This is a genomic window from Achromobacter sp. 77 (assembly GCF_020541125.1).
Lineage (GTDB): Bacteria > Pseudomonadota > Gammaproteobacteria > Burkholderiales > Burkholderiaceae_B > Achromobacter > Achromobacter mucicolens.
The window spans coordinates 3,854,618-3,877,168 of the sequence record NZ_CP059848.1 but is presented as its reverse complement, the minus strand read 5'-3'; the positions used below and the strand labels follow the sequence as shown (position 1 = coordinate 3,877,168).

Annotated in this window: 20 protein-coding genes; 10 read left to right on the top strand and 10 right to left on the bottom strand. The window is 66.4% G+C overall.

Annotated features, from left to right (window positions below; all coding sequences use genetic code 11):
• Positions 1–102: 102 nt before the first annotated feature.
• Positions 103–1,029 carry a LysR family transcriptional regulator gene (locus H4P35_RS17855; protein ID WP_152385017.1) on the bottom strand — a complete coding sequence of 309 codons (927 nt, stop codon included), beginning with the start codon at positions 1,027–1,029 and terminating at the stop codon, positions 103–105.
• A 201-nt stretch (positions 1,030–1,230) separates the two neighbouring features.
• On the opposite strand from H4P35_RS17855, the gene H4P35_RS17850 reads away from it, so the two are divergent.
• The 5 genes from H4P35_RS17850 to H4P35_RS17830 all read left to right on the top strand — a co-directional run bounded on the left by H4P35_RS17850 (position 1,231) and on the right by H4P35_RS17830 (position 7,226).
• Entirely contained in the window at positions 1,231–2,529 is a 1,299-nt protein-coding gene (locus H4P35_RS17850) for an imelysin family protein (protein WP_056323468.1), read from the top strand.
• Positions 2,526–4,043 carry a di-heme oxidoredictase family protein gene (locus H4P35_RS17845; protein WP_226846397.1) on the top strand — a complete coding sequence of 506 codons (1,518 nt, stop codon included), beginning with the start codon at positions 2,526–2,528 and terminating at the stop codon, positions 4,041–4,043. The genes H4P35_RS17850 and H4P35_RS17845 overlap by 4 nt, the downstream gene beginning before the upstream one ends.
• Positions 4,043–5,143 (top strand): imelysin family protein, encoded by a 1,101-nt coding sequence (locus tag H4P35_RS17840; RefSeq protein ID WP_226846396.1) that lies wholly within the window; start codon positions 4,043–4,045, stop codon positions 5,141–5,143. Before H4P35_RS17845 ends, H4P35_RS17840 begins: the two co-directional genes overlap by 1 nt.
• Entirely contained in the window at positions 5,133–6,242 is a 1,110-nt protein-coding gene (locus H4P35_RS17835) for a DUF1513 domain-containing protein (protein WP_226849491.1), read from the top strand. The genes H4P35_RS17840 and H4P35_RS17835 overlap by 11 nt, the downstream gene beginning before the upstream one ends.
• A gap of 147 nt (positions 6,243–6,389) precedes the next feature.
• Positions 6,390–7,226, top strand: a complete 837-nt coding sequence (locus H4P35_RS17830; protein ID WP_062839220.1) for a mechanosensitive ion channel family protein — start codon at positions 6,390–6,392, stop codon at positions 7,224–7,226.
• A gap of 116 nt (positions 7,227–7,342) precedes the next feature.
• Here the strand turns inward: H4P35_RS17830 and H4P35_RS17825 are convergent, their stop codons facing one another.
• Positions 7,343–8,104 carry an IclR family transcriptional regulator gene (locus tag H4P35_RS17825; RefSeq protein ID WP_056323481.1) on the bottom strand — a complete coding sequence of 254 codons (762 nt, stop codon included), beginning with the start codon at positions 8,102–8,104 and terminating at the stop codon, positions 7,343–7,345.
• A 161-nt stretch (positions 8,105–8,265) separates the two neighbouring features.
• Here H4P35_RS17825 and H4P35_RS17820 point away from each other — a divergent pair, with 161 nt between their 5' ends.
• Positions 8,266–9,255, top strand: a complete 990-nt coding sequence (locus tag H4P35_RS17820) for a tripartite tricarboxylate transporter substrate binding protein (protein ID WP_056323484.1) — start codon at positions 8,266–8,268, stop codon at positions 9,253–9,255.
• A gap of 5 nt (positions 9,256–9,260) precedes the next feature.
• Positions 9,261–9,389, top strand: a complete 129-nt coding sequence (locus tag H4P35_RS27170) for a hypothetical protein (protein WP_255616055.1) — start codon at positions 9,261–9,263, stop codon at positions 9,387–9,389.
• Here H4P35_RS27170 and H4P35_RS17815 read toward each other — a convergent pair.
• The gene (locus H4P35_RS17815; RefSeq protein ID WP_155721790.1) at positions 9,376–10,152 is read right to left on the bottom strand and encodes an RNA methyltransferase; all 777 of its coding nucleotides are present in this window, start codon (positions 10,150–10,152) and stop codon (positions 9,376–9,378) included. The two genes, H4P35_RS27170 and H4P35_RS17815, sit on opposite strands and share 14 nt — an antisense overlap.
• 129 nt (positions 10,153–10,281) lie before the next feature.
• Between H4P35_RS17815 and H4P35_RS17810 the strand changes: the two genes are divergently transcribed.
• A complete protein-coding gene (locus H4P35_RS17810; protein ID WP_056323489.1) occupies positions 10,282–11,067 on the top strand; it encodes an inositol monophosphatase family protein in 786 nt (261 codons plus the stop codon).
• A gap of 61 nt (positions 11,068–11,128) precedes the next feature.
• Here H4P35_RS17810 and H4P35_RS17805 read toward each other — a convergent pair whose 3' ends face one another.
• The 7 genes from H4P35_RS17805 to H4P35_RS17775 all read right to left on the bottom strand — a co-directional run bounded on the left by H4P35_RS17805 (position 11,129) and on the right by H4P35_RS17775 (position 19,971).
• Positions 11,129–12,127: an FAD:protein FMN transferase gene (locus tag H4P35_RS17805; RefSeq protein WP_226846395.1), complete on the bottom strand. Its 999-nt coding sequence runs from the start codon at positions 12,125–12,127 to the stop codon at positions 11,129–11,131.
• A 63-nt stretch (positions 12,128–12,190) separates the two neighbouring features.
• Positions 12,191–12,700 carry a nitrous oxide reductase accessory protein NosL gene (locus H4P35_RS17800; RefSeq protein ID WP_226846394.1) on the bottom strand — a complete coding sequence of 170 codons (510 nt, stop codon included), beginning with the start codon at positions 12,698–12,700 and terminating at the stop codon, positions 12,191–12,193.
• Positions 12,697–13,527 (bottom strand): ABC transporter permease, encoded by an 831-nt coding sequence (locus tag H4P35_RS17795; protein ID WP_056323496.1) that lies wholly within the window; start codon positions 13,525–13,527, stop codon positions 12,697–12,699. Before H4P35_RS17795 ends, H4P35_RS17800 begins: the two co-directional genes overlap by 4 nt.
• On the bottom strand, positions 13,524–14,432 hold the full coding sequence (locus tag H4P35_RS17790) for an ABC transporter ATP-binding protein (RefSeq protein ID WP_226846393.1): 909 nt from the start codon (positions 14,430–14,432) through the stop codon (positions 13,524–13,526). Before H4P35_RS17790 ends, H4P35_RS17795 begins: the two co-directional genes overlap by 4 nt.
• Positions 14,429–15,742, bottom strand: a complete 1,314-nt coding sequence (locus H4P35_RS17785; RefSeq protein ID WP_226846392.1) for a nitrous oxide reductase family maturation protein NosD — start codon at positions 15,740–15,742, stop codon at positions 14,429–14,431. Before H4P35_RS17785 ends, H4P35_RS17790 begins: the two co-directional genes overlap by 4 nt.
• Before the next feature lie 6 nt (positions 15,743–15,748).
• On the bottom strand, positions 15,749–17,665 hold the full coding sequence (gene nosZ, locus H4P35_RS17780) for a TAT-dependent nitrous-oxide reductase (protein WP_056323503.1): 1,917 nt from the start codon (positions 17,663–17,665) through the stop codon (positions 15,749–15,751).
• A gap of 53 nt (positions 17,666–17,718) precedes the next feature.
• Positions 17,719–19,971 (bottom strand): NosR/NirI family protein, encoded by a 2,253-nt coding sequence (locus tag H4P35_RS17775; RefSeq protein WP_226846391.1) that lies wholly within the window; start codon positions 19,969–19,971, stop codon positions 17,719–17,721.
• Positions 19,972–20,238: 267 nt separating this feature from the next.
• Between H4P35_RS17775 and azu the strand changes: the two genes are divergently transcribed.
• Together azu and H4P35_RS17765 are read left to right on the top strand one after the other, a co-directional pair.
• On the top strand, positions 20,239–20,688 hold the full coding sequence (gene azu, locus H4P35_RS17770; protein WP_226846390.1) for an azurin: 450 nt from the start codon (positions 20,239–20,241) through the stop codon (positions 20,686–20,688).
• 273 nt (positions 20,689–20,961) lie between these two features.
• Positions 20,962–22,548, top strand: coding sequence for a TerC family protein (locus tag H4P35_RS17765; protein ID WP_062839210.1), 1,587 nt, complete (start codon positions 20,962–20,964; stop codon positions 22,546–22,548).
• Positions 22,549–22,551 lie beyond the last annotated feature (3 nt).

Genomic DNA, 22,551 nt, shown 5'->3' with positions numbered 1-22,551 from the left:
TTTCGTGAAGGTAAATCGTCGCGACACGCTGCCGCGACTTGATGTGGATCAATTTATCTTCAAGAAAACCGACCGCCTAGGGATCCTAAGCGTATGGGGGCATCACGAATCGAGAAGGGTGGCGCCGGGCCAGCCGCCGTGCCGGACCAGGGCGCGCATGGCGTCCAGCAGCACCACGCGCGCGGCCAGGGCCGCGGGCGAGAGTTCGTCGTCGCTGATGCAGTAGATCTGGTTGCGGCGAAAGAGATATGGGTCATCGATGGGGTGCATGCTGAGCAGCCCGGTTTCGACGCGGGCCACGGCCGCGCCGGGCTGGATCGTCGCGATCGGATGGGCCTGCACCAGGTCCATCAGCGTGGTCAGGCCGTCGACCTCGACGCCGATCCAGGGCTCGATGCCCGCTCGCTCGAAGGCCGCCTCGACCCACGCGCGCAGCCCGTGCGCCTTGCTCGTGACGGCAAGCGGCAGCCCGGCCAGGTCGGCCATGCGGACGGGCTCGCCATCGGGGCGCTCCATCATGCCGCGCGGGGCCAGCAGGAACAGGCGTTCGTCCAGCACCGGCACCACGCTGCGGCCTTGCGCGCTGTCGTTCTGAAACAGGACGGCAAGATCCAGCCGGCGGGCGTTGAGCAGGTCGCCCAGGTTGCCCGACAGGCCCTCGACCAGATGCAGGCGCACGTTGGGATAGCGCTCGGTCATGGCGGCATAGAACGGACGCGCCAGCAGCGACGCGGTGGTGGGCGCGAAACCGATGCTGACCGTGCCGGCCAGCCGCGCCTCGCGCGCGGCCGCGACAGCGCTTTCCGCGTGCCGCAGCGTCAACTGCGCCTGCCGCAGGAAGGCCGCGCCGGCGGGCGTGGTGGTCACGCCCGTGGTGCTGCGCGTGAGCAGCCGCGTGGCCAGCTCGCTTTCCAGCCGGCTGATCTGCTGGCTGAGCGCGGAGGCCACCACGCCCAGGTCTCGCGCGGCCCGGCCAATGCTGCCCAGTTCGGCGACGCGGACGAAGTAACGGAGTTGGCGCAATTCCATGGGGCGAATTCCAGAGTGAAAAAGCAGGGCCGGCAAGACTATTTGCGGCCTGCCGCAGCATACTTTTTTTGTTCAAAAAGTTGTCAGCTATCTGAACAGGGCCTGAATAACAAACGAAAATTGTTTACACTCGCATCCACAAAATTCAAGCCGGAACGGTCCGCCGCGGGGGCGAGCCGTCCGGATGACGGGAGAGATTCGATGCGCAAGTTGCTTTTGGGGGCGGTGCTGGCTGCTGCGGTGTATGGCGGAACGGCAATGGCCGCCGTCGAACCCAAGGCCGTGGTCGCCACGTACTCCGATCTGGCGCTGGCCGGCTACGAGGATTCGCTGACGGCAGCCAAGAAGCTGCGCGAGGCCATCAATGCGCTGGTCGCCAAGCCCAGCGCCGACACCCTGAAGGCCGCGCGCGAAGCGTGGATCGTGGCGCGCGTGCCCTACCAGCAGACCGAGGCCTACCGTTTCGGTAATCCCATCGTCGACGACTGGGAGGGCCGCGTGAACGCATGGCCGCTGGATGAAGGCCTGATCGACTATGTCGACGCGTCTTACGGCACCGAAAACGACGAGAACGCCTTCTACGCCGTCAACGTCATCGCCAATTCCAAGATCTCGGTGGGCGGCAAGACGGTCGACGTCAGCAAGATCACGCCCGAACTGCTGTCCGAAGTGCTGCACGAGGCCGACGGCAACGAAGCCAACGTGGCCACGGGTTACCACGCGATCGAATTCCTGCTGTGGGGCCAGGACCTGAACGGCACCGGCGCCGCGCCCAAGGACCGCAAGGGCACGCCGCAGGAGCGCCATTCCGGCAACCGCCCGCACACCGACTTCGATCCCAAGCAGTGCACCGGCGGCCACTGCGAACGCCGTATCGAATTCCTGAAGGCCGTGACGGACCTGCTGGTGACCGACCTGGAAGAAATGGTGGGCAACTGGAAGAAGGACGGCGCCGCGCGCAAGGCCGTAGAAGAGGATCCGAAGGCGGGCCTGATCGCCATGCTGACCGGGCTGGGCAGCCTGTCGTACGGCGAACTGGCGGGCGAGCGCATGAAGCTGGGCCTGATGCTGCACGATCCCGAGGAAGAGCACGATTGCTTCTCGGACAACACGCACAACTCGCACTATTACGACCAGATCGGCATCCGCAATGTCTATCTGGGTTCGTACACCCGCATCGACGGCAAGACCGTGTCGGGCGCGAGCCTGTCGGAACTGGTCAAGGCCAAGGATCCCAAGCTGGACGCCGAGGTGCGCGCCAAGCTGGACGCCACGGTCGCGGCCATGCAGGCCATGAAGACCCGCGCCGAGACGGTCGAGACCTATGACCAGATGATCGCGGACGGCAACAAGGAGGGCAACGCGGTGGTGCAGGCAGCCATCGACAGCCTGGTGGCGCAAACGCGCAGCCTGGAGCGCGTGATTACGTTGCTGGAACTGGGCAAGGTCGCCATCGAAGGTTCCGACAGCCTGGACAAACCTGACGCCGTATTCAAGTGAAACTCGTATTAGCCGCCGTACTGGCGGCGTCGGCCCATGCCGGCGCCGCCGCCGCGCCCGCCGCTTCCGGCGGGCGTGACGACCTGACGCCCGAAGACCAGAAGCGCGTCACCGCCATCACGGCGCCCACGCAGGATTTCTCGAAGATCGAATCGTTCGAGACCATGCAGGCCGGCGCCGCCACCACCAACAAGCTCATCAACGCCGACATCTTTTCGCAGCCGTCGGCCAACATGAGCTTTGAAGGCCGCCAGGAATTCCAGGTCGGCAACGGCCTGTTCCGCAAGGACTGGGTGTCCGCGCCCGCGTCCACGCAGGCGTCCGACGGCCTGGGACCGCTCTTCAATGCGCGCTCCTGTCAGGCCTGTCACACCAAGGACGGCCGCGGCACGGTGCCGGGCTTCGATCCGCTGGAACGCACCGACGCCGTCGCCTTGCTGCTGCGCCTGGCTGTGCCGCAAGGCGCGGACCGGGGGCATCCCAAGCTGGGCGCCGGCGAGATCGCGGCCTTGCCGGAACCCGTCTACGGCGTGCAGCTTCAGAATTTCGCGGTCGCGGGCCTGCCCGCCGAGGGCCGCATGGAGATCGAGTACGAACCCGTGCCGGTGGCGTTGCGCGGCGGCGAGACCGCCACGCTGATGAAGCCCACCTACCGCATCGAGAACCTGGGCTACGGGCCCATGCGCGCGGACACGCAGATCTCGCCGCGGCTGGCGCCGCCGATGATCGGCCTGGGCCTGCTGGAATCGATCCACGAGGCCGACATCCTGGCCAACATCGGCGCGGACAAGCGCGACGGCATCGTCGGCAAGGCCAACTGGGTCACCGACGCGCGCACCGGCGAGCGGGCGCTGGGCCGCTTCAACCTGAAAGCCGGACAGCCGACGGTCGAGCAGCAAAGCGCCGCGGCATTCTCCAATGACATGGGCCTGTCCACGCCGATGTTCCCCAAGCATTCCGGCGACTGCACCGCCGCGCAGCCGCAATGCCTGGACATGCCGCATGGCGCGCAGCCGCGCTTCGGCCCGGAGGAAGTGCCGGCCAAGCTGATGGACTTCATCACCACCTATTCGACGAACCTGGCGGTGCCGCAGCGGCGCGATGCGGACGACGCGCGCGTGCTGGCCGGCAAGAAGCTGTTCTACGAGGCCAATTGCGTGGCCTGCCACGTGCCCAAGTACGTGACCAGCCGCAATGCCAAGCAGCCGGAACACCGCTTCCAGCTCATCTGGCCGTACACCGACATGCTGGTGCACGACATGGGCGACGACCTTGCCGACGGCGTCAGCGACGGCATGGCCACCGGCCGCGAATGGCGCACGCCGCCGCTGTGGGGCATCGGCCTGACCAAGACCGTCAATCCCAACGCCACCTGGCTGCATGACGGGCGCGCCCGCACGCTGCTGGAAGCCGTGCTGTGGCATGGCGGCGCGGCCCAGCCCGCGCGCGACCGCGTCGTGAACATGACGCCCGACGCACGCGCGGACCTGATCCGCTTCCTGGAGTCGCTGTGATGGCCCGTTCTGTCCGCCTTCCGTTCAAGCGCGCCGCGGCCGTGGCGCTGATGCTGGCGGCCCCGCTGTCTGCGCCGATTGCCGCGCAGGGCGCCTTGCCCGCCGACCTGGGTGAACGCCTGGCGCGCGATTACGCGCGGCCGGCGGTGGCCAAGATGACGGACGCCGCCGCGGCCCTGGAAGGGGCGCTGGGCGGCTGGTGCGCCAAGCCTGACGCGGCAGGCGCCAAGCGCGTCGGCGACGCCTTCGGCACGCTGGCGCACGCGTGGTCGGGGGTCGAGATCCTGCGCTTCGGCCCGCTGGTGCAGGCCAACCGCTTCGAGCGGCTGGCGTTCTGGCCCGATACGCGTGGCGTGATGCCCCGCCAGGTGCAGGCGCTGATCGCGGCCCAGGACGACGCGCTGCTCCAGCCCGGCGCGCTGGCCGGACGCAGCGTGGCGGTGCAAGGGCTGCCCGCGCTGGAATATGTGCTCTATGGCGAACCGGATCTGCTCAAGCAGACCGGCGCGCCCGGTTTTGCCTACGCCTGCGGCTATGCCACGGCCATCGCGTCCAACGTGGCGAGCATCTCGCGCGATGTGGGCGAGGCCTGGAGCCCGCAGGGCGCGTTCGGCCGTCAGTTCGCCGCGCCCAAGCCGGGCAACGACCTGTACCGCAGTTCGCAGGAGGTGGCGGCCGAGGCCATGAAGGCCTTGTCGACCGGACTGCAGTTCGCACGCGACGTCAAGATCGAACCGGTGCTGGGCGATTCGCCGCAGGCCGCGCGGCCAAAGCGGGCGGCGTTCTGGCGCAGCAATCTGTCGACCAGCCTCTTGGCCGCCAACGTGGACGCGCTCAAGGCGTTCTATGTGGCTGGCGCGTACCCGTTGCCGGCGGGCGAGGGCTGGATGGATGCGTCGGTGCGGGGCGAGTTGTCCAGCGCGGCGCAGACGCTGCGCGATGTGCCGGTGCCGCTGGATGCGGCGCTGGCCAGTGAAGAGGGACGCCGTCTGCTCATGCTGGCATCGCTGACGCTCAAGAACGCCAAGGCCATCGTTGACGAGAACCTGGCGCCTGCGCTGGGCGTGACCATTGGATTCAATGCGCTCGATGGTGATTGACCGGCGCCGGTTCCTGGCGCTGGCCGCCGCGCTGGGCTTGCCGCCCGCCGCCGCGCGCGCCGCAATGCCAGCCGGTGGCGGGCCGCTGTATCTGACCGCGCGCAAGCGTGGCGGGCGCGACGAGGCCGTGGTGCTGGACGAGACCGGCCGCGACCGCCTGGCCATCCCGATGCCCGCCCGCGGCCACAGTTTTGCGATCGATGGCGCCGCGGGGCGCGCGGTCGTGTTCGGCCGCCAGCCGGGCTTTTTCGCGCTGGGGTTTTCGCTGGCCGGGGGCGAGCCGGTGGCGCTGGCGCTGCCCGACGACCGCCACTTCTTCGGCCACGGCGCGTTCGTGCAAGGCGGGCGGCTTCTGGCCGCCACGGAAAACGACTTCGAGGCCGGGCGCGGCGTGCTGGGTCTGTACGACGCCACGCCGGGCGGCGATTACCGGCGCGTGGGCGAGTTCGACGCCGGCGGCATCGGTCCGCACGAAGTCGTGCTGCTGCCGGACGGCAAGACGCTATGCGTGGCCAATGGCGGCATCCTGACGCATCCGGACTACGGCAAGCTGGAATTGAACCTGGACACCATGCGGCCGTCGCTCGCGTATATCGACGCGGCCACCGGCCAGCTGCTGGAAAAGGTGGAGCTCGCGCCTTCGCTGCATCGGCTGTCGATCCGGCATCTGGCGCTGGCGGCCGATGGCGCGGTGTGGTTCGGTTGCCAGTACATGGGGCCGGCCGCCGACCGGCCCGCGCTGGTTGGACGGCACCGCCGCGGCGCGGCGCTTGAACTGTTCGAAGGACCGCCCGAGACGCTGCGCAACATGCGCAACTACGTCGGCTCCGTCGCGGTCGATGCCGCAGGCGGCATCGTGGCCACGTCCAGCCCGGTTGGCGGGCAGGTAATCTACTGGGATGCCGCCAGCGGCAAATGCCTGGGGACCACCGCGCTTGCCGACGGCTGCGGCGTCGCGCCCGCCGCGCAAGACGGCTTTCTGGTCACGAGCGGTTTGGGCGCGATGATCCGCACCGACGCTCAAGGCAAGGAGAAGCCGGTCCTGCCGCCGTCGCGCGATGTTTCGTGGGACAACCACTTTCGCATCGTGCCTGCGTAACGCGGCTTTGCCTGCCGGCGCCGGAAGACCTATGCTGCAGGTCGGTTCTCTTTACAAAGCCTGACACTCCCGCCAGGCGCCGCGACGCTTTGCGCAAGCCGCTTCTGATACATTCTTCCGTCGATTTTTTTCGCAGGAGGTTCCTCCATGGATGAGGCCGTCAAAGAGTTCTATATCTGGGCCCCGAGGCTGATGGATATGGGCATCAATCTGCTCGTCGCCTTGCTTATTCTGGGCATCGGCTGGTGGGTGTCGTCGTTACTGGGCGGTTGGGTTCGCCGGGCCGCCACGCGGTCGCCCAAGATCGATCCCACGATCGTTCCCATGTTCTCCACGACCGTGATCTGGGCGGTACGCATCTTCACGGTGATCGCGGTGCTGGCGCGCTTTGGCGTGCAGACGGCCAGCCTGATCGCGGTGCTGGGCGCCGCCGGTCTTGCCGTCGGCCTGGCCTTGCAGGGTACGTTGCAGAACATCGCGGCCGGCATCATGCTGCTGATCCTGCGCCCCATCCGCGCCGGCGAATACATCGCCCTCAGTTCGGGCGCCGACGGCACGGTCGAGGAGGTGGGCCTGTTTCTCACGCGTCTCGTGCAGGGCGATGGCATTCATCTCACGCTGCCTAACAGCACGGTTTGGAACGCCACCATCACCAACTACAGCCGCAACAAGACGCGCCGCCTGGATATCCCCGTGCCGGTGCGTTATGGCGACGATCTGGATGCGGTGGTCGCCAAGCTGCAGCAGATCGTGGATGCGCGTCCCGATGCGTTGAAGGATCCGGCGCCGCAGGTCAAGGTGTTCGACTACAAGGAAAACGGCGTCACCGTGAACGTGCGCGTGTGGGCCGAGTCGGGCAAGTACTGGGAATTGCGCTGGAGCCTGTACCAGGAAATCCGCCGCGCCCTCGAAGAGGCCGGCTTCCAGGCCCCGATCCCGCTTCGCGAGATCCAGAACCCCAAAACCGGCGCCGCGGCTTCCTGAACGAGGCGCGCAGGGCGTCAGGCATGAAAATGGGAGCCTCGCGGGGCTCCCATTTTTTTACGTCTCGGCTTCGTGGCTTTTTTCAGTGCATGACAGCGACCCGGCCGATCCCCGGTTCAGGCCGGCATTGCCAGCCGCGCCAGTTCCGTCTTGATCCAGCCTGCGATCTCGCGCTGGCGCTGCGCGGGCATGCGGTCGATGATGGCCGTGACGCTGACCGCCAACAGGGGCGCGCCCTGCGCATCCAGCAGCGCGCAACCCACGCCCAGGGCGCCGCGTACCGCATGGTTGCCCACCACCGAATAGCCGCGCGCGCGGGTGTTTTCGATAAGGCGGAACATCTCTTGCGGCGTCATGCCACCGTACTCGTCCAGCCTGCCTGAGTTGCGCTCGACGATGCCGCGCGCCACGTCGTCGGGCAGGGCGGCCAGCAGCGCCATGCCGCCCGATCCCACGCCCAGCGGCTGGCGCTTGCCCGCGTACGTGGCCAGGATCTGCACGGGATAGCTGCCGATCTCGCGATGCAGGCTGATGGAATCGTCTTCTTCGCGCACCACCAGGAACACGGCGTCGCCGGTGCGGTCGGCCAGGCGGCGCAGCACGGGCAGCAGCTGGCGCACGCGCGGGTCGCGCGAACGCGTGTCCGGGTCCACGGCCAGCTGGGCGCGGTACTTCTTGGTGCCCGTGACCGGCAACACCAGGCCGGCGTCCAGCAGCGCTGCCAGCAACCGATAGATGGTGGGACGCTGAATGCCGGTCAACCGGGCAATGTCGGTCACGCTCAGGCCGTCCGGGCCTTGGTCACGCAGGGCGGCCAGCACGGCCAACCCACGGCGTAGCGTGCGTGGGCCGGCGGACGCGGCATCGCTGTCTTGCATGCAAATCTCTGAAAACTAAGGGTTATCAACGAACGGACGAGGGAAAACCATTGTCCGTAGGGTGGACTCTACCTTGATGCCATCCGCATGTATAGCGCAGAATGCGTTCATCCAATAATTCAAATCGTCCATCTAATGGACAGTACCTGCACGGAGACACTATGACTACAGGTCACAAGCCTGGCATGCGGCGTCTGGCCGCCACCCTTCTGGCCACCGCCGCAAGCGCATTTGCAATGGGTTCCGCCCACGCTGCCTATCCCGACAAGCCCGTCCGTATCGTGGTCGGTTTCTCGGCCGGCGGCACCACCGACGTGATCGCCCGGATCATGGCCAAGGAACTGACCGAGTCCCTCGGCCAGTCGTTCGTCGTTGAAAACAAGCCGGGCGCTGGCAGCAATATCGCCACCGACCAGGTCATGCGCGCCACGCCCGACGGCTACACGCTGCTGTTCGTGGCGGTGACCAGCGCCATCAACCAGACGCTCTACAAGAACGTCTCGTTCGACCTGACGAAGGACTTCGCACCGGTCGCCCTGGGTGCCAAGGTGCCGAACATCCTGGTGGTCAATCCCCAGGTGCCGGTCAAGTCCGTGAAGGAATTGGTCGACTACGCCAAGAAGAACCCGGGCAAGCTGGCTTTCGCCTCGTCCGGCAGCGGCACCTCCATCCACATGGCGGGCGAGCTGTTCAAGATGAAGGCGGGCATCGACGTCCTGCACGTGCCGTACAAGGGCAGCGCCCCGGCCATGACCGACCTGATCGGCGGCCAGGTGCAGTTCATGTTCGACAACATGCCGTCGGCCTGGCCGCACGCCCAGTCGGGCAAGCTGAACGCGCTGGCCGTGACCACCCGTGAGCGCTCCAAGAGCGCGCCGGACCTGCCGACCATGCAGGAATCGGGCTTTGCGGACTTCGACGTGTCGTCCTGGTTCGGCCTGTTGGCCCCGGCCGGCACGCCGCCGGAAGTGATCAACAAGCTCAACGCCGCCATGCAGCAGGCGCTGGACAAGCCCTCTGTGCAGACCAGCTTTGAAAAGCTGGGCGCCGTGGGCGTGAAGACCACGCCGGCCGAATTCGGCCAGTTCATCAAGTCGGAAGTCGACGGCTGGGCCCCCGTGGTCAAGGCCTCGGGCGCCAAGGTGGACTGATCGGCATGACCGCCGGCGATCTGCCGGCGGACGGGCCAAACAAGAAGGGACGGGCAAATGCCCGTCCCTTTTTTATTCGTGCATTCGGCAGTGCCGTTGCCGGCCTGCCGGTCTGGGCGGCTATTTTTTCTTGACCGCGTTCAGCATCGCCGTGCAGACGCCACGCATCATGTCCACCTCGTCGCGGGTGAGCGACAGGCGCGAATACAGATGGCGCATGCGCGGCATCAGCTTCTTGGGATGGGCGGGGTCCAGGAATTGCACGCCGACCAGCGCTTCTTCCCAGTGGGCAAGAAAGGCCTGGACCGCCTCGCTGGAGGCCGGGGCCGCGCCGCGCGCGGGCTCCTGGGCGGTGGAACGGGGCAGCAGCTCGGCCCCCTGGTCCACCAGCAGGGCGTAACGCAGCTCCCAGGCGGCCAATTGCAGCGCCTGGGCAACGTTCAGCGAGCTGTACTCGGGATTGGCCGGGATATGGCAGATACGGTGGCACAGCGCGATCTGCGCGTTCGTCAGGCCGGCGCGCTCGGTGCCCAGCACCACGGCGGCCACGCCCTCGGCCGTGTCCGCCAGATGCGCGCAGGCCAGGTCGGCCGCCTGCCGGATGTCGCAAGGCGGAGGGCCCAGGTCCCGGACCCGGGCAGTCAGCGCAAACGCCAGCGTGACGGGCGCCAGGGCTTCTTCCAGCGTCGGATAGATGCGGGCGTTTTCAAGCACGTCCAGCGCGCCGCTGGCCAGCGCCACGGCCTCCGGCTGACTTGTTACATCCGGGAATTTGGGGTCCACCAGGACCAGTTCCGAGAAGCCCATCGTCTTGATTGCGCGGGCCGCGGAACCGACGTTTCCGGGGTGGCTGGGGTTCACCATTACGAAGCGAACACGTGAAAATGCTTGAGTCATTTAAAATGGCACGTTTGGCTTCGTGCCTTCCTGGTTTTTTGGGTCGATTTCCCCGTGGGGGCGACGGCGCGGCGGGGGGCGGCAAGCGGCCTATCATCAAGCCAACTCATCGCATACGTACGGAATTTTATGCACCCGATGCTCAACATCGCCATCAAGGCGGCCCGGCGTGCCGGCACCATTATCAACCGTGCCAGCATGGATTTGGAACGACTCAGCGTGGCTCGCAAGGGTCCGCGCGATTATGTCACGGAAGTCGATCGGGCCGCCGAAGAGTCCATCGTCGAAACGCTGCACGCGGCCTATCCGGACCACGCCGTTCTGGGCGAGGAGTTCGGACTGCAGGGTCCTGACCAGGCGGAATTCCAATGGATCATCGATCCGCTGGACGGCACCACGAACTTCATCCACGGCCTGCCCAACTACGCCGTGTCGATCGCGCTGACGCAGCGCGGCCAAGTCACGCAGGCGGTCATCTATGATCCGTCGCGCAACGAACTCTTCACGGCCAGCCGCGGCAGCGGCACGTTCCTGAACGATCGCCGCGTGCGCGTCTCGGGTCGTACTCGTTACCACGATGCGCTCTTGGGCGCGCACTGGCCCAACGCGGGCGACCCCGAACAGGGCTCGCAGCGTTTCCGCCAGATGGCCGAGGGCGCCACCGGCGTGCGCCGCCTGGGTTCCACCGTGCTGGATCTGGCCTACGTGGCCACCGGCCGCCTGGACGGGTTCTGCGGCGTGGGGCTCAAGCCCTGGGATCTGGCCGCGGGCAGCCTGATGGTCCTGGAAGCCGGCGGCCTGGTCGCCGATTTCGACGGCGAACAAGGCTGGATGGACAGCGGCAACGTGCTGGCCGCCAGCCCCAAGATCTTCACGCAGATGCTTGCCACGCTGAACCCGCCGTCTGCCGCCTGATCGGCGCGGCGCAATGAAAAACCGGCCCTCGTGGCCGGTTTTCTTTTATCAGACGGGTGGATCAGGCGTCGCCGTTCTGCGTAATCAATTGCCCGTCGGGCAGCACCATCCACGCTTGCACACCCAGGCGGCGCACCAGCTGCGCGGTGCGGTCCAGCGGCATGTTCGAGAACGCGGTCGACAACGCATCGGCCGCGGTTGCCGTGGACGCCATGACCGACACGCTGCGGTACAGCGGCCGCGCCTGGCCGCTGTGCGGATCGAAGAGATGCGAATACCGCCCCTCGGCGTCGAACGGCGTGCCGTAGCCGCCGGACGTGGCAAGCGCCTGATTGCTGATCTGCACCTGCGTCAGGATCTGTTCCGGGGACAGCGGGTCGGCCAGCCCGACGCGCCAGCCCGCTGCGCCGGCCGATTCATCCAGCCCGCGGATTTCGCCCATATCGACCAGCGCGCGCTCCAGCCCGGCATGGCGAAGCAGGTCCGTCACGCGGTCCGTGATGTAGCCCTGGGCGATGCCGTTCAGCGTAAGCGCCATGCCTGGTTGCAGGCGGATGCGTTGCGGGTCGACCTCAATGCCTTGGTAAGACACGCGCTGCAGGGCCGCCGCGATGTCGGCCTGCGCCGGCCCGGCCGCCGATGCCCCCGGCTGCGCGAAGTGATCGGCGTACACACGCCACAACGGCTGCACGGAGGGATCGAAGAGGCCGCCGGTCAGTTCGGCGTAGTGCCGGCTTTCGCTCAGCAGCCGGACAAGATCGGATGGCGGATCGGCCAGATACCCCTGGCGGTTCAGGACCGACAGCGCACTGTCGTCGCGGTACAGGCTGAATACGCCTTCCAGCCGCCGAAGTTCTTGCAGCGCCTGTTCGATCAGCCGTTCGGCCGCCTGGCGGTCGGGATGGTACAGCCGCAGTTCCGCATCGGCGCCCAGCGCCACGCCTTGCCAGCGCGTGGGTGCGATGGCCGCTTGCGCGCGGCGCCATAAGCTGGGGGCGAGGGCCAGCGCGGATGACGCGGCGACGATACCGAGGAAGCGGCGGCGGGTGGGACGGTTCATGGCGTTATCTACTGAAAGGGCGCGAGGGGCAGGGAGGCTTCGAGGCAGGGCGGCGGCCGATCGCTATTGGGCAAACACGTAGTCCTCGGGCACGTCGGCAAAGCGCACGACGCGGCCGCCGTGGGCCTGGGCGAAGGCAATCGCCCGGGCTTGATCCGAAAACGGCATGGCGTCTTCGGCGCCCATGCCGCCAAGGAAGCTGGAACCGATGACATAGAACGCCTCGCGGGCGTCCACCCAGGCTTTCGGGTCGGCCGCGCCATCGGGCCCCGCGGCCGCCATGTCGTTGACGTAGAGGGCGGCAAGCCCCTTGGGTTCCTCGGGCAGCCGGGTGTAGGCAAAGACCTGTTTGATCGAAGAGAACCACACGGGCGCCGCGCGGCCCTTCACGAATATCTGACCCTTCGGCCCGGCGTGGTCCTTGAGCATCATCCCGCAGTAGTGGCCGACGGCGTCGGCGGTCACCGCCTGGGGCGCGGGCGGCGGCGCGGCGGGTTCGTCGCCGCCGCAGGCAGACAGCGCCAGCATGATGGCCGAGAAGGCCGTTATTGCGGCCCAACGTTGCAGCGTCATAGCTGTTTCCTCCGGAAGCAGAAGGCGGCCAGAAGGAACGGCACCGCGATCCACAGCAATTGCGCCGCCACCAGCAGCGGCACGGGCATCTGGGCCTGGTCGCTGACGCCCGCCATGCCCGCGTACATGGAGATGTTCTCGAAGCCCGTCAGGTTCAGCAGGCGGTACACGTCGGACGGGTTGGCCAGCAGCAGCGCATTCAGCATGCCCGGCGTGACGTGACGGCCTTGGTCCGCCGCCAGCACGCCCAGCAGGCCCATGTCGTAGATGACGACAAAGAACAGCCACACGCCCAGCGCGATGCCCGCCGCCGTCGCGCGTTCTCGCACCAGCGTGCTGATGAGGTAGCCCATCGCCAGAAAGCTCGCGCCCAGCAGCACGCTGGCCCCGATCAGCATGGCAAAGGGCCGCCACGCGCCGGCATCCATGCCGCCATAGACCCATTGCAGCGCCAGTCCCGCCGACCCGTAGCCCGCGCCGGTGGCAATGGCCAGGATGGCCAGGTGGCCGATGAACTTGCCCATGATGACCTGCCATCGCGACACCGGATAGCTGAGCAGCAGGGCCATGGTGCCGCGGTCGACCTCGCCGACGATCGCGTCATAGGCCAGCAGCATGGCGATGAGCGGCACCAGGAAGATGGAAAGACTGGACAGGCTGACCACCGTCACGGTCAGGGGATCGACCTTGACTGCGCCAGTGGGAGCGCTGCCCAAGAGGCCCAGCGCCAGCGCCAACGCGGCCAGGAGGACAGAGGTGGCAAGGACCCAGCGGTTGCGCAGGCCGTCGCGGATTTCCTTGCCGATGATTGTGCTTACGGCGTTCATGCGTCTTCCCGTTCAAGCAGGTGGGCGTAGATGTCGTCCAGCCCGGGAACCTGGATGTCCAGGCCGCCGATGGGCGCCCGGATGGCGCCGATGCTGCGGATGGCCTCGACTTTGTCCGATTCGTGGCACAGCCGCTCATAGCGGCCGGCCTCGATCTGCCGCCAGGCCGAGGAGGGCGGCGGGGCGGCCGCATCGTCCGGCCCAAGCGTCACGCTGATGCGGATCGGCAGGCCGGTATCGCGGCGCAACGCGGACATGCCGCCGTCGGCGATCTTCACGCCCGCCTTCATGACGACGATGCGGTCGGCATGGCCAGCCAGTTCCGACAAGGCGTGCGTGCTGAGCAGGATGGTCGCGCCGCTGGCGCGCAATTCATGCACGATCTCGTAGAACTTGAGCCGCGACGCGGGGTCCAGACCGGTGGTGGGCTCGTCGAACAGCAGGATGCGCGGTTCGCCCAGCAGCGCCTGCGCCAGCGCCAGCCGTTGGCGCATGCCTTTGGAATAGCCGCCCACGCGGCGGTGCGCCGCGCCGGAAATGCCCACCTTTTCAAGCAGTTCCGCGTTGCGCTTCAGTGGTTGGCGCTTCAAGCGCGCATAGAACGCCAGGGTTTCGGCGCCCGTCATCGCGGGATGCAGCGCCACGGTTTCAGGCAGGTAGCCGATCCGGTCCCGCAGGCGCGCGGCAGCCGGGCTGTGCGCGTCCTGGCCAAACAGCGTGACGCGCCCGTGCGTGGGGCGGATCAGTCCCAGGATCAGCTTGATCAGCGTGCTTTTGCCCGCGCCGTTGTGACCGGCCAGCGCCACGCATTCGCCTTCGCGCAGGTCCAGGTCCAGGACGCTGATGGCCCGGTGGTCGCCATAGTGTTTGCTGACGCCCGAAAGCGTCACCAGTGGATTGCTCATTGGATGTCCTCGGCGCGTTTCGCGCCGGTTTTTGCGCCGCGCGGCCTGGCGGGCTTCATCAGCGGAGCGCTGTCGATCACGCCGCCCGGCAGGATCGCGGGGAACTGCGATTGCGCCCAGCGCACCACCGAGATGGCGGGGCTGTTGAGCAGGATGCGCGCAGCCGGGGCGCGCCACAGCAGCTGGTCCACCACGTCGTTGGGGCGGTAGGCCGTGTCGGCGATGCCGTCGCCGTCCAGGTCAAAGGCGGTGTTGTCGCTCCAGTAGTTGCCGCGGCCGCCGTCCGACCATTCCATCACCCGCGTGCCCACGTACTTGACCTGGTTGCGGTTGTTGATGAAGGCGTTGCCCGAGATGCGGTTGCCTTCGGAGCCCGCGGTGAAATGGATGCCGATGCCGCAGTTGGAAAAATGGTTGTCCGCAAAGCGGTTCTTGTTGGCGTTGTAGATGAACACGCACTTGGCCGCGCCATCGACGGTGTTGCCCGAGATGTCCGAGTCGTTGGCGTAGTTCATCATCAGGCCCTGCTCGACGTTGTTCACGGCCTCGTTGCCGGTGACAACCAGGCGGTGCGAATACATGATGGCAAAGCCGATGTCGTTGCCGGTGGACACGTTGCCGCTGATCTCGCTGTCGTTCGTGTACATGTAGTGCACGCCGTAGCGCAGGTCGTGGAAGCGGTTGCCGGTGAAGCGGTTCTGCTTGCTGGTGTTCACGAAGATGCCGTCGCGGCCGGCGGAAATGTCGTTGTCCACCACCGCGCTGCCGGGCGTGTTCCACAGGGACACCCCATTGCCGCGCTCGGCCACGCGCAGCTCCTGGTTGCCCACGATGCGGTTGCCCCGCACCATCGCATCTTGCGGACCCCACACATACACGCCGAACAGGTTGTCCAGAATGTCGTTGTGTTCCACCACGGCGCGATGTGCGGTGCGGTCCAGGAAAATGCCCGCGTCCATGGCGGGCAGATCCAGCCCCGAGCGCGTGACGGTCAGATTGCGCAGCGATACGTCCGCGGCCTTGACCCACAGCGTGCGTCCTTGGCGCGTGCCGGCGATGATGGCGGATCGGTCCTGCGGTCCTTCAAGGGTGAGCGGCTTGTCGATGACGACGGCGCCCGCGTAGGACCCCGGCGCCAGACGCAGCGTGTCGCCCGGTTGCGCCGCGGCGACCGCCTGCGCCAGGTCCGCGCCCGCCGCCACGTCCAGTGTTGCGGCCGCGGCGGCCCCGTGCAGGGCCGGGCAGAAGCCGGCCAGCAAGAAGCCGGCCGCGGCCCATGCCGCGAGTCGCAAGGTTGCGATGGCAGCCATGGATCGTTACGCGGACTTCTTGGGGTGCACGATCATCTGGCCGGACATTTCCATGTGCAGCGCGTGGCAGAACCACTGGCAGTAGTACCAGTAGATGCCCGGGCGGTCTGCCTTGAACGTCACGGACGACGTGGCCTGGGGTCCGATTTCCATTGCGATGCCGTGGCCTTCCAGCGTGAAGCCGTGGGTCAGGTCTTCGATCACTTCCATGTTGGTCACGAACACCGTGACTTCGTCGCCCTGGTTGACCTCGAACTGCTTCAGGCTGAACATGGGCGCGACCGCCATCATGTACACGCGCACCTTGTTGCCGTCGCGCACCACCTTGGCGGCGTCCTCCAGCGACACGCCGTCCTTCTTGGCGATCTGGCGGGCGTCTTCCCACATGGGGTCGTCGCGCTTCCAGACGCTGATCGGGTTGATCTTGGAGCGGTGCACCAGGCACATGTCGTGCGGCTCGGCAAAGCTGGGGCCGTCATGCACAAGCTTCATTTCGTCGCCGGAAATGTCGATGAGCTGGTCGTTCTCGGGCTTGAGCGGGCCCACATTCAGGAACCGGTCCTTGGAGAACTTGTTCAGCGACACCAGCCACTTGCCGTCGGCTTCCTTGGTTTCGCCCATGGTCGAGTGGTTGTGGCCGGGCTGGTAGTGCACGTCCAGCTTCTGGATGATCGGGTCGACCTTTTCGCCCTTGTAGGCGCGCTTGGCCTTGTCGATGTTCCACTTGACCATCTGGCTGTCGATGAACAGCGTGGTGTAGGCGTTGCCGCGGCCGTCGAACGCGGTGTGCAGCGGGCCCAGGCCAAGCTGCGGTTCGGCCACGACGCAGTCGCGCGGCTTGATCTTGTCGGCGAACAGATCGTCCAGCTTGCGCACGTCGATCACCGTCACGGTGGGCGACAGCTTGCCGTTCAGCATGAGGTGGATGCCGTCGGGCGCGGCGTTGCAGCCGTGGGGCGAGTTGGGCACCGGGATGTAGCGCGTGTACTTGGAACCGTGCCGGCCATCGACTACCGGCACGCCGCCCATCGTCTTGAAGTCGCCGTCCTTGACGGCCTGCTCGATGCGCTTGATGTTGAAGACCACGACCCAGTCCTGCTCGTTGGCCGACATCTCTTCGACGGTGACGCCTTTCTCGGAGTTGTAGCAGGTGGCAAACGAGTACTTGCCCTGGTAGTCGGCATCGCCGTTATCCAGGTTGCCGTCGACCAGCACCTGCCACGCCACCTTCATCGTGTCGCCGTCCAGCGCCGTGTAGACGGAGAAGAAGTTCTTCTTCGGGTCGTCCAGCACCTTGCCGTCGTTGGGCAGGGGAATGATGTGCTCGCCGTTGGCAAACACATAACCGGTGCGCGGATAGCGCTGCGGACGCAGGCCGTGCACGCCCGACACGTTGGGCAGCTCGGTGATCTTGTCGGTCTTCATCACGTCAAGGCGGATGCGCGCGACGCGGTTGTTGGCCTTGTCGTTGATGAAGAGGTAGCGGCCGTCGTAGGTCTGGTCGGTGAACGACAGGTGGGGGTGGTGGGCGTCGCCGTTGGGGAACACGCCGCCCTTGTCCTTCAGGAACTCGCGGGTTTCGGGCGTGAGGCCGTCGGTCAGGATCTTGCGGCTTTCGTTGGTGCGGCCCCAGCCCGTGGCGCTGCATTGATTGAAGACGGGGATGCGCACCAGTTCGCGCATCGACGGCAGGCCCAGCACGCGGACTTCGCCCGACTGGCCGCTGGAGTTGAACGCGTAGTATTCGTCCAGTTCACCCGGCGCGACGTGCCCGAGCACGCCGCCGTTGCCGGACTTGGCGTCCTTGCCGTGCGCGGTGGACATCTGCGCCCCGGCAACGAGGCCGGCCGCGCCGGTGATGGCTGCGGTGCCCAGGAAGCTGCGGCGGGTAAGGCCGGCTTTTTCGGGGGTCTTGTCGGACATGGATAACTCCTAGGTAGTGGCGGCGCGGTGCGCCGCGGTACGAAAATCGTGTTTCACGATTCCGGGTTGGGGCGATTCGCCGGGGTGGGGCTGGGCATGCGGTGCAGAACGACTTCGTGCACCGCCGGCTCCGGGGGCGGCGCCGGGCGCCGTTCGCGCTTGGCCTGCTTCTGGATCAGGTGAGGGCACTTCTGCTTGTGGTGGTACAGCATCTGGCAATGCAGGCACTGGATGCACTCGTTCGGGTTGATTTCGCCGGAGGGGTCGATGGCCTGGACGGGGCATTCGATGTTGCAGCGCTGACAGGGGTTGCCGCAGTCGCGGTAGCGCTTGAGCCAGTTGAAGATGCGCAGCCGGGCGGGGATGGCCAGGGCGGCGCCCAGCGGGCACAGGTAGCGGCAGAAGAAGCGCTCGATGAACAGGCCCGCCACAAGCAGCGCCACGGCGAACAGCACGAAGGGCCAGTGACGCACGAAGTGCAGGATGATCGCGGTCTTGAAGGGCTCGACTTCGGCGAGCTGCTCGGCGACCGCCAGGTCATACAGCGAGAAGCCGAAAAGCAGCAGGAAGATCACGTACTTGAACGTGGACAGCCGCTGCGCCACACCGTGGCGGATCTTCAGCTGACGCACGCCCAGCCGCCGCGCGATGCGGTTGGTCAGTTCCTGCAGCGCGCCGAACGGGCACAGCCAGCCGCAGAACGCGCCGCGGTTCCAGAACACCATGGAAATGGCGGTGGCGCACCACAGGATGAACACCAGCGGGTCCATCAGGAAGTATTCCCAGCGGAAATCGGTGCGCAGGGCAGAGAAGAACGTCAGCACGTTCACGATAGACAGCTGCGCCTGGCCGTACCAGCCGATCCAGAACAGTGCGAAGGCAAGGAACGCCAGGCGCAGGCGGTCATGCAGCAGCGGGCGCGACGTGAGCTGGTCCTGGAAGAAGAAAATGCCGACGAGCACCGTCAGGGCGACGGTCAGGATGGCGATCTGGCCGGCCTTGCCCTGCCAGATCTGCTTCCACAGCGCGGGCGCGGAATCGGCCTCGGGCGCGGTCGCGGGCGAAGCTTGCGCCGGGCTGGGCGCGGAGGCGGCCGGGGGCGCGACGGAGCGGGTGTAGGCCTGGGGCAGTTCGTAGGGCAGATCGAACGTGACAAATGCCTTGTCCGACACGCTGAGCACGCGCTGCACCATCAGTTGCAGGCGCCACGGCTTGACCGGGTCGAGGGACGCGTCTTCAGGCACCACAAAGAGGGCGACTTCGCGCAGCGCCGGCGCGCCCTTGGCGTTGACGTCGGCCAGACGCTGGTGGTTGCGGTCGCGAAAGCGGAAGGCGCTTTCGTCCTGGATGACCTCGATGCGGTCGAAGATGCCGCCGCGCACGTAGCCCGATCCCTTGAAGGAATACAGGCCGTTGCCCGCCACCAGCACGGCCTGCTGGCCGGGCTTCAAGCGCTCTTTCAGGCGCTGCCAGCCGATGTCGCCCAGCAGGCTGCGGCCGATGGACGGCGCGCTGACCAGCGCCGCATACAGATCGATGAAGGTGTCGTCGGGGCCGCCTTCGCCGTGTTCGGCGGCGTCTTTGCGGCCGGATCGCAGGAACGCCTGATTGACGTCGTCGGGCGTCAGGCGCAGGTTCTTCACGGCGCCCGCGTCGAGCAGTTCCTGCCAGCTCTGCACCGTGTCCTTGTCCTCGTCCAGGACGCGCGTGGCGGCCGGTTGCGCCGCCGGGCGCGCCGCGCCGGACTTGTCGATGCCGTGCGCGCGCGCCACCGCGATGGCCGATCGGGTGATCGTGTCGCCGATCACCATCAGTGTGACGGTGGCGCCGCTGACGATGTCCACGGGCGGCGGCGCGCCGTGGCGGGGCGGGGACTCGACGAAGTTCAGGCCGACGTAGCCCTGGATGAAGTGGTCGACCTTGGACTGGGGAATGCCGATCAGCACGATGGGCTCGTGGTGCTCGACGAGCTTTGCGCCCATGATGCGGCCGTTGTCCGAAAGTCCCACCAGCACGTCGATCGGCTTGCTGGAGTATCCGCGGGTGTTGACCACGTCGGTGGTGAGATAGACCAGACCCAGTTGTTTGCCGCCCGCATAGACGCGGGCGACGGCGGGCTTGCCTTCGACGGGCCCGGTGCGGTCGGCGCCGGGAAAGATATCGGTGATGGGCGTGGCGGCCAGGAAGTCAGGCAGGCGTTGCGCCTGCGCCGCTGGCGCCAGGAACAGACAGGAAAGCCAAAATGCAATTAACGCGGCTTGAACGTATCGTGCGACCCGGTGGTGAACTTCGGTACTGCCGCGCATGCTGAACTCTATTCGTCGTGTTTGCTTACAGGCATCCTACGAACATGCACCCGGCGGCGGATTGCGGTTTGTCAATTTGGCCTTTTGAATGCTTAATAGCCCTACGAAATGTAGGGGAAGTTCCTTAGTTTTGGGGGGTATGCGGGGTAGGGCTTGATGGATGTCAAGCGATCGATGGGAAGGCGGTCCTACACTGGTCCGCGGCGGCAACGGCGTCTGCATATGGCTGGCGTACGTGCATCGACCGCTGTGTCATCGGAGAATTTCATGCTGGCAAAAGCCACCCTCGCCATCCTTCTTTCCGCCACCAGCCTGCCCGTGCTGGCCGCGCAATGTGAAGCCACCGTCGAAAGCAACGACGCCATGCAGTTCAACGTCAAGGAAATCGTCGTCGACAAGAGCTGCAAGGAATTCACGGTCACCCTCAAGCACGTCGGCAAGATGGCCAAGGTCGCCATGGGCCACAACTGGGTGCTCACCAAGGAAGCCGACAAGCAGGGCGTCGCCACCGACGGCATGGGCGCCGGCCTCGCACAGGATTACGTCAAGGCGGGCGACACCCGCGTCATCGCCCACACCAAGGTCATCGGCGGCGGCGAATCCGACTCCGTCAAGATCGATGTCTCCAAGCTCGCCGCGGGCGAAAACTTCGCATTCTTCTGCTCCTTCCCCGGCCACTGGGCCATGATGAAGGGCACGCTGAAAGTCGGCGGCTGATACGCCGACGGGTCTGTTGAGACAAGCAAGAGCCGGCCGGGGGGCCGGCTTTTTCATTGCCGGGCCGCCCCAAAATGAAAAACGCCCCCTCGGGGGGGCAGCGCCGCCGCGCCGGTCGCGCAGGCCTGCTTACCCGCTCCGTTCAGGCGCTTGCAAGCCTTAGTCCTTTCGGGCCAAAGCCTCTGTCCATCAGGCTTACGGAGGGGATACGTCACCGGCATGTCACGGATTTTCCATGTACGATTACCGGTCGTGTAACTTCTGGAGCTCCTGATGGAGTGGCTGCTGGACCCCGCTGCGTGGGTCGGCTTGCTTACCCTGGTCGTCCTAGAGATCGTCCTGGGCATTGATAACCTGATTTTCATCGCCATCCTGGCGGACAAGCTGCCGCCCGCGCAGCGCGATCGCGCACGCATCATGGGCCTGAGCCTCGCGCTGATCATGCGCCTGGGCCTGCTGTCCGTCATGTCCTGGCTGGTCACCCTGACCACCCCGCTGTTCAATATTGGTCCCCTGTCGCCCTCGGGGCGCGACCTGATCCTGATGGTGGGCGGCCTGTTCCTGTTGTTCAAAGGCACCATGGAACTGCACGAGCGCCTGGAAGGCAGCGGGCACGCTGGCGCTTCCGGCCCGCGCGTCTATGCCAGCTTCTGGGTGATCGTCACGCAGATCGTGGTGCTGGATGCGGTGTTCTCGCTGGACTCGGTCATTACCGCCGTCGGCATGGTGGATCACCTGGCCATCATGATGATCGCGGTCATCATCGCCATCGGCATCATGCTGATCGCGTCCAAGCCGCTGACGCGCTTTGTCAACGCCCACCCCACGGTGGTGGTGCTGTGCCTGGGCTTTTTGCTGATGATCGGCTTTTCGCTCCTGGCCGAAGCCTTCGGCTTCAAGGTGCCCAAGGGGTATTTGTACGCGGCCATCGGCTTTTCGGTCGCCATCGAGGCGCTGAACCAGGTCGCCCGCCGCAATCTGCTCAAGCTGGATGCGCGTCGTCCGATGCGCGAACGCACGGCGTCGGCCGTGCTGCGCATGCTGGGCAAGCGGCCGCCCGCCAGCGACGAACCCGATCTGCCGCACGCCGACGGCCCGTCCGTCCAGGCGTTCGGGGTCGAGGAACGCAACATGGTCAGCGGGGTACTGACCCTGGCCGAGCGCTCCATCCGGTCCATCATGACGCCGCGCACCGACGTGTCCTGGATCAACATCGACGACGATCCCGAGAACATCCGCCGCCAGCTCACCGAGGCGCCCCACAGCTTTTTCCCGGTGTGCCGCGGCTCGTTCGACGAAGTGCTGGGCATCGGCCGCGCCAAGGACCTGATCGCCGACCTGATCACCGAGGGCAGAGTGCGCCGCAACCGCCTGCGCGATCCCATCATCGTGCACGAGTCGATCGGCATCCTGCGTCTCATGGACACCCTCAAGCGCTCGCGCGGCCAGCTCGTGCTGGTGGCCGACGAATTCGGCGCCATCGAAGGCCTGGTGACGCCCATCGACGTCTTCGAGGCCATTGCCGGCGAATTCCCCGACGAGGACGAACTGCCCGACATCGTGGCGGATGGCGAAAACACCTGGAAGATCGATGGGGCGGCCGACCTGCACCACGTCGAACAGGTGCTGGAAACCGAAGGCCTGGTCGACGACGCCCAGGACTTCTCCACGCTTGCGGGCTATCTGCTCTCGCGCTTCGGACATCTGCCCAAGCCGGGCGACGTCTGCGAATACCAGATTCACCACCAGCATTTCCGTTTCGAAGTCCTGGAAATGGACGGCCGCCGCATCGCGCTCGTGCGCGTCGAAAAGCGCCCGCAAGAGCATTTCCCTGACGAATCCTCCCTAGCCAACGACTAACAG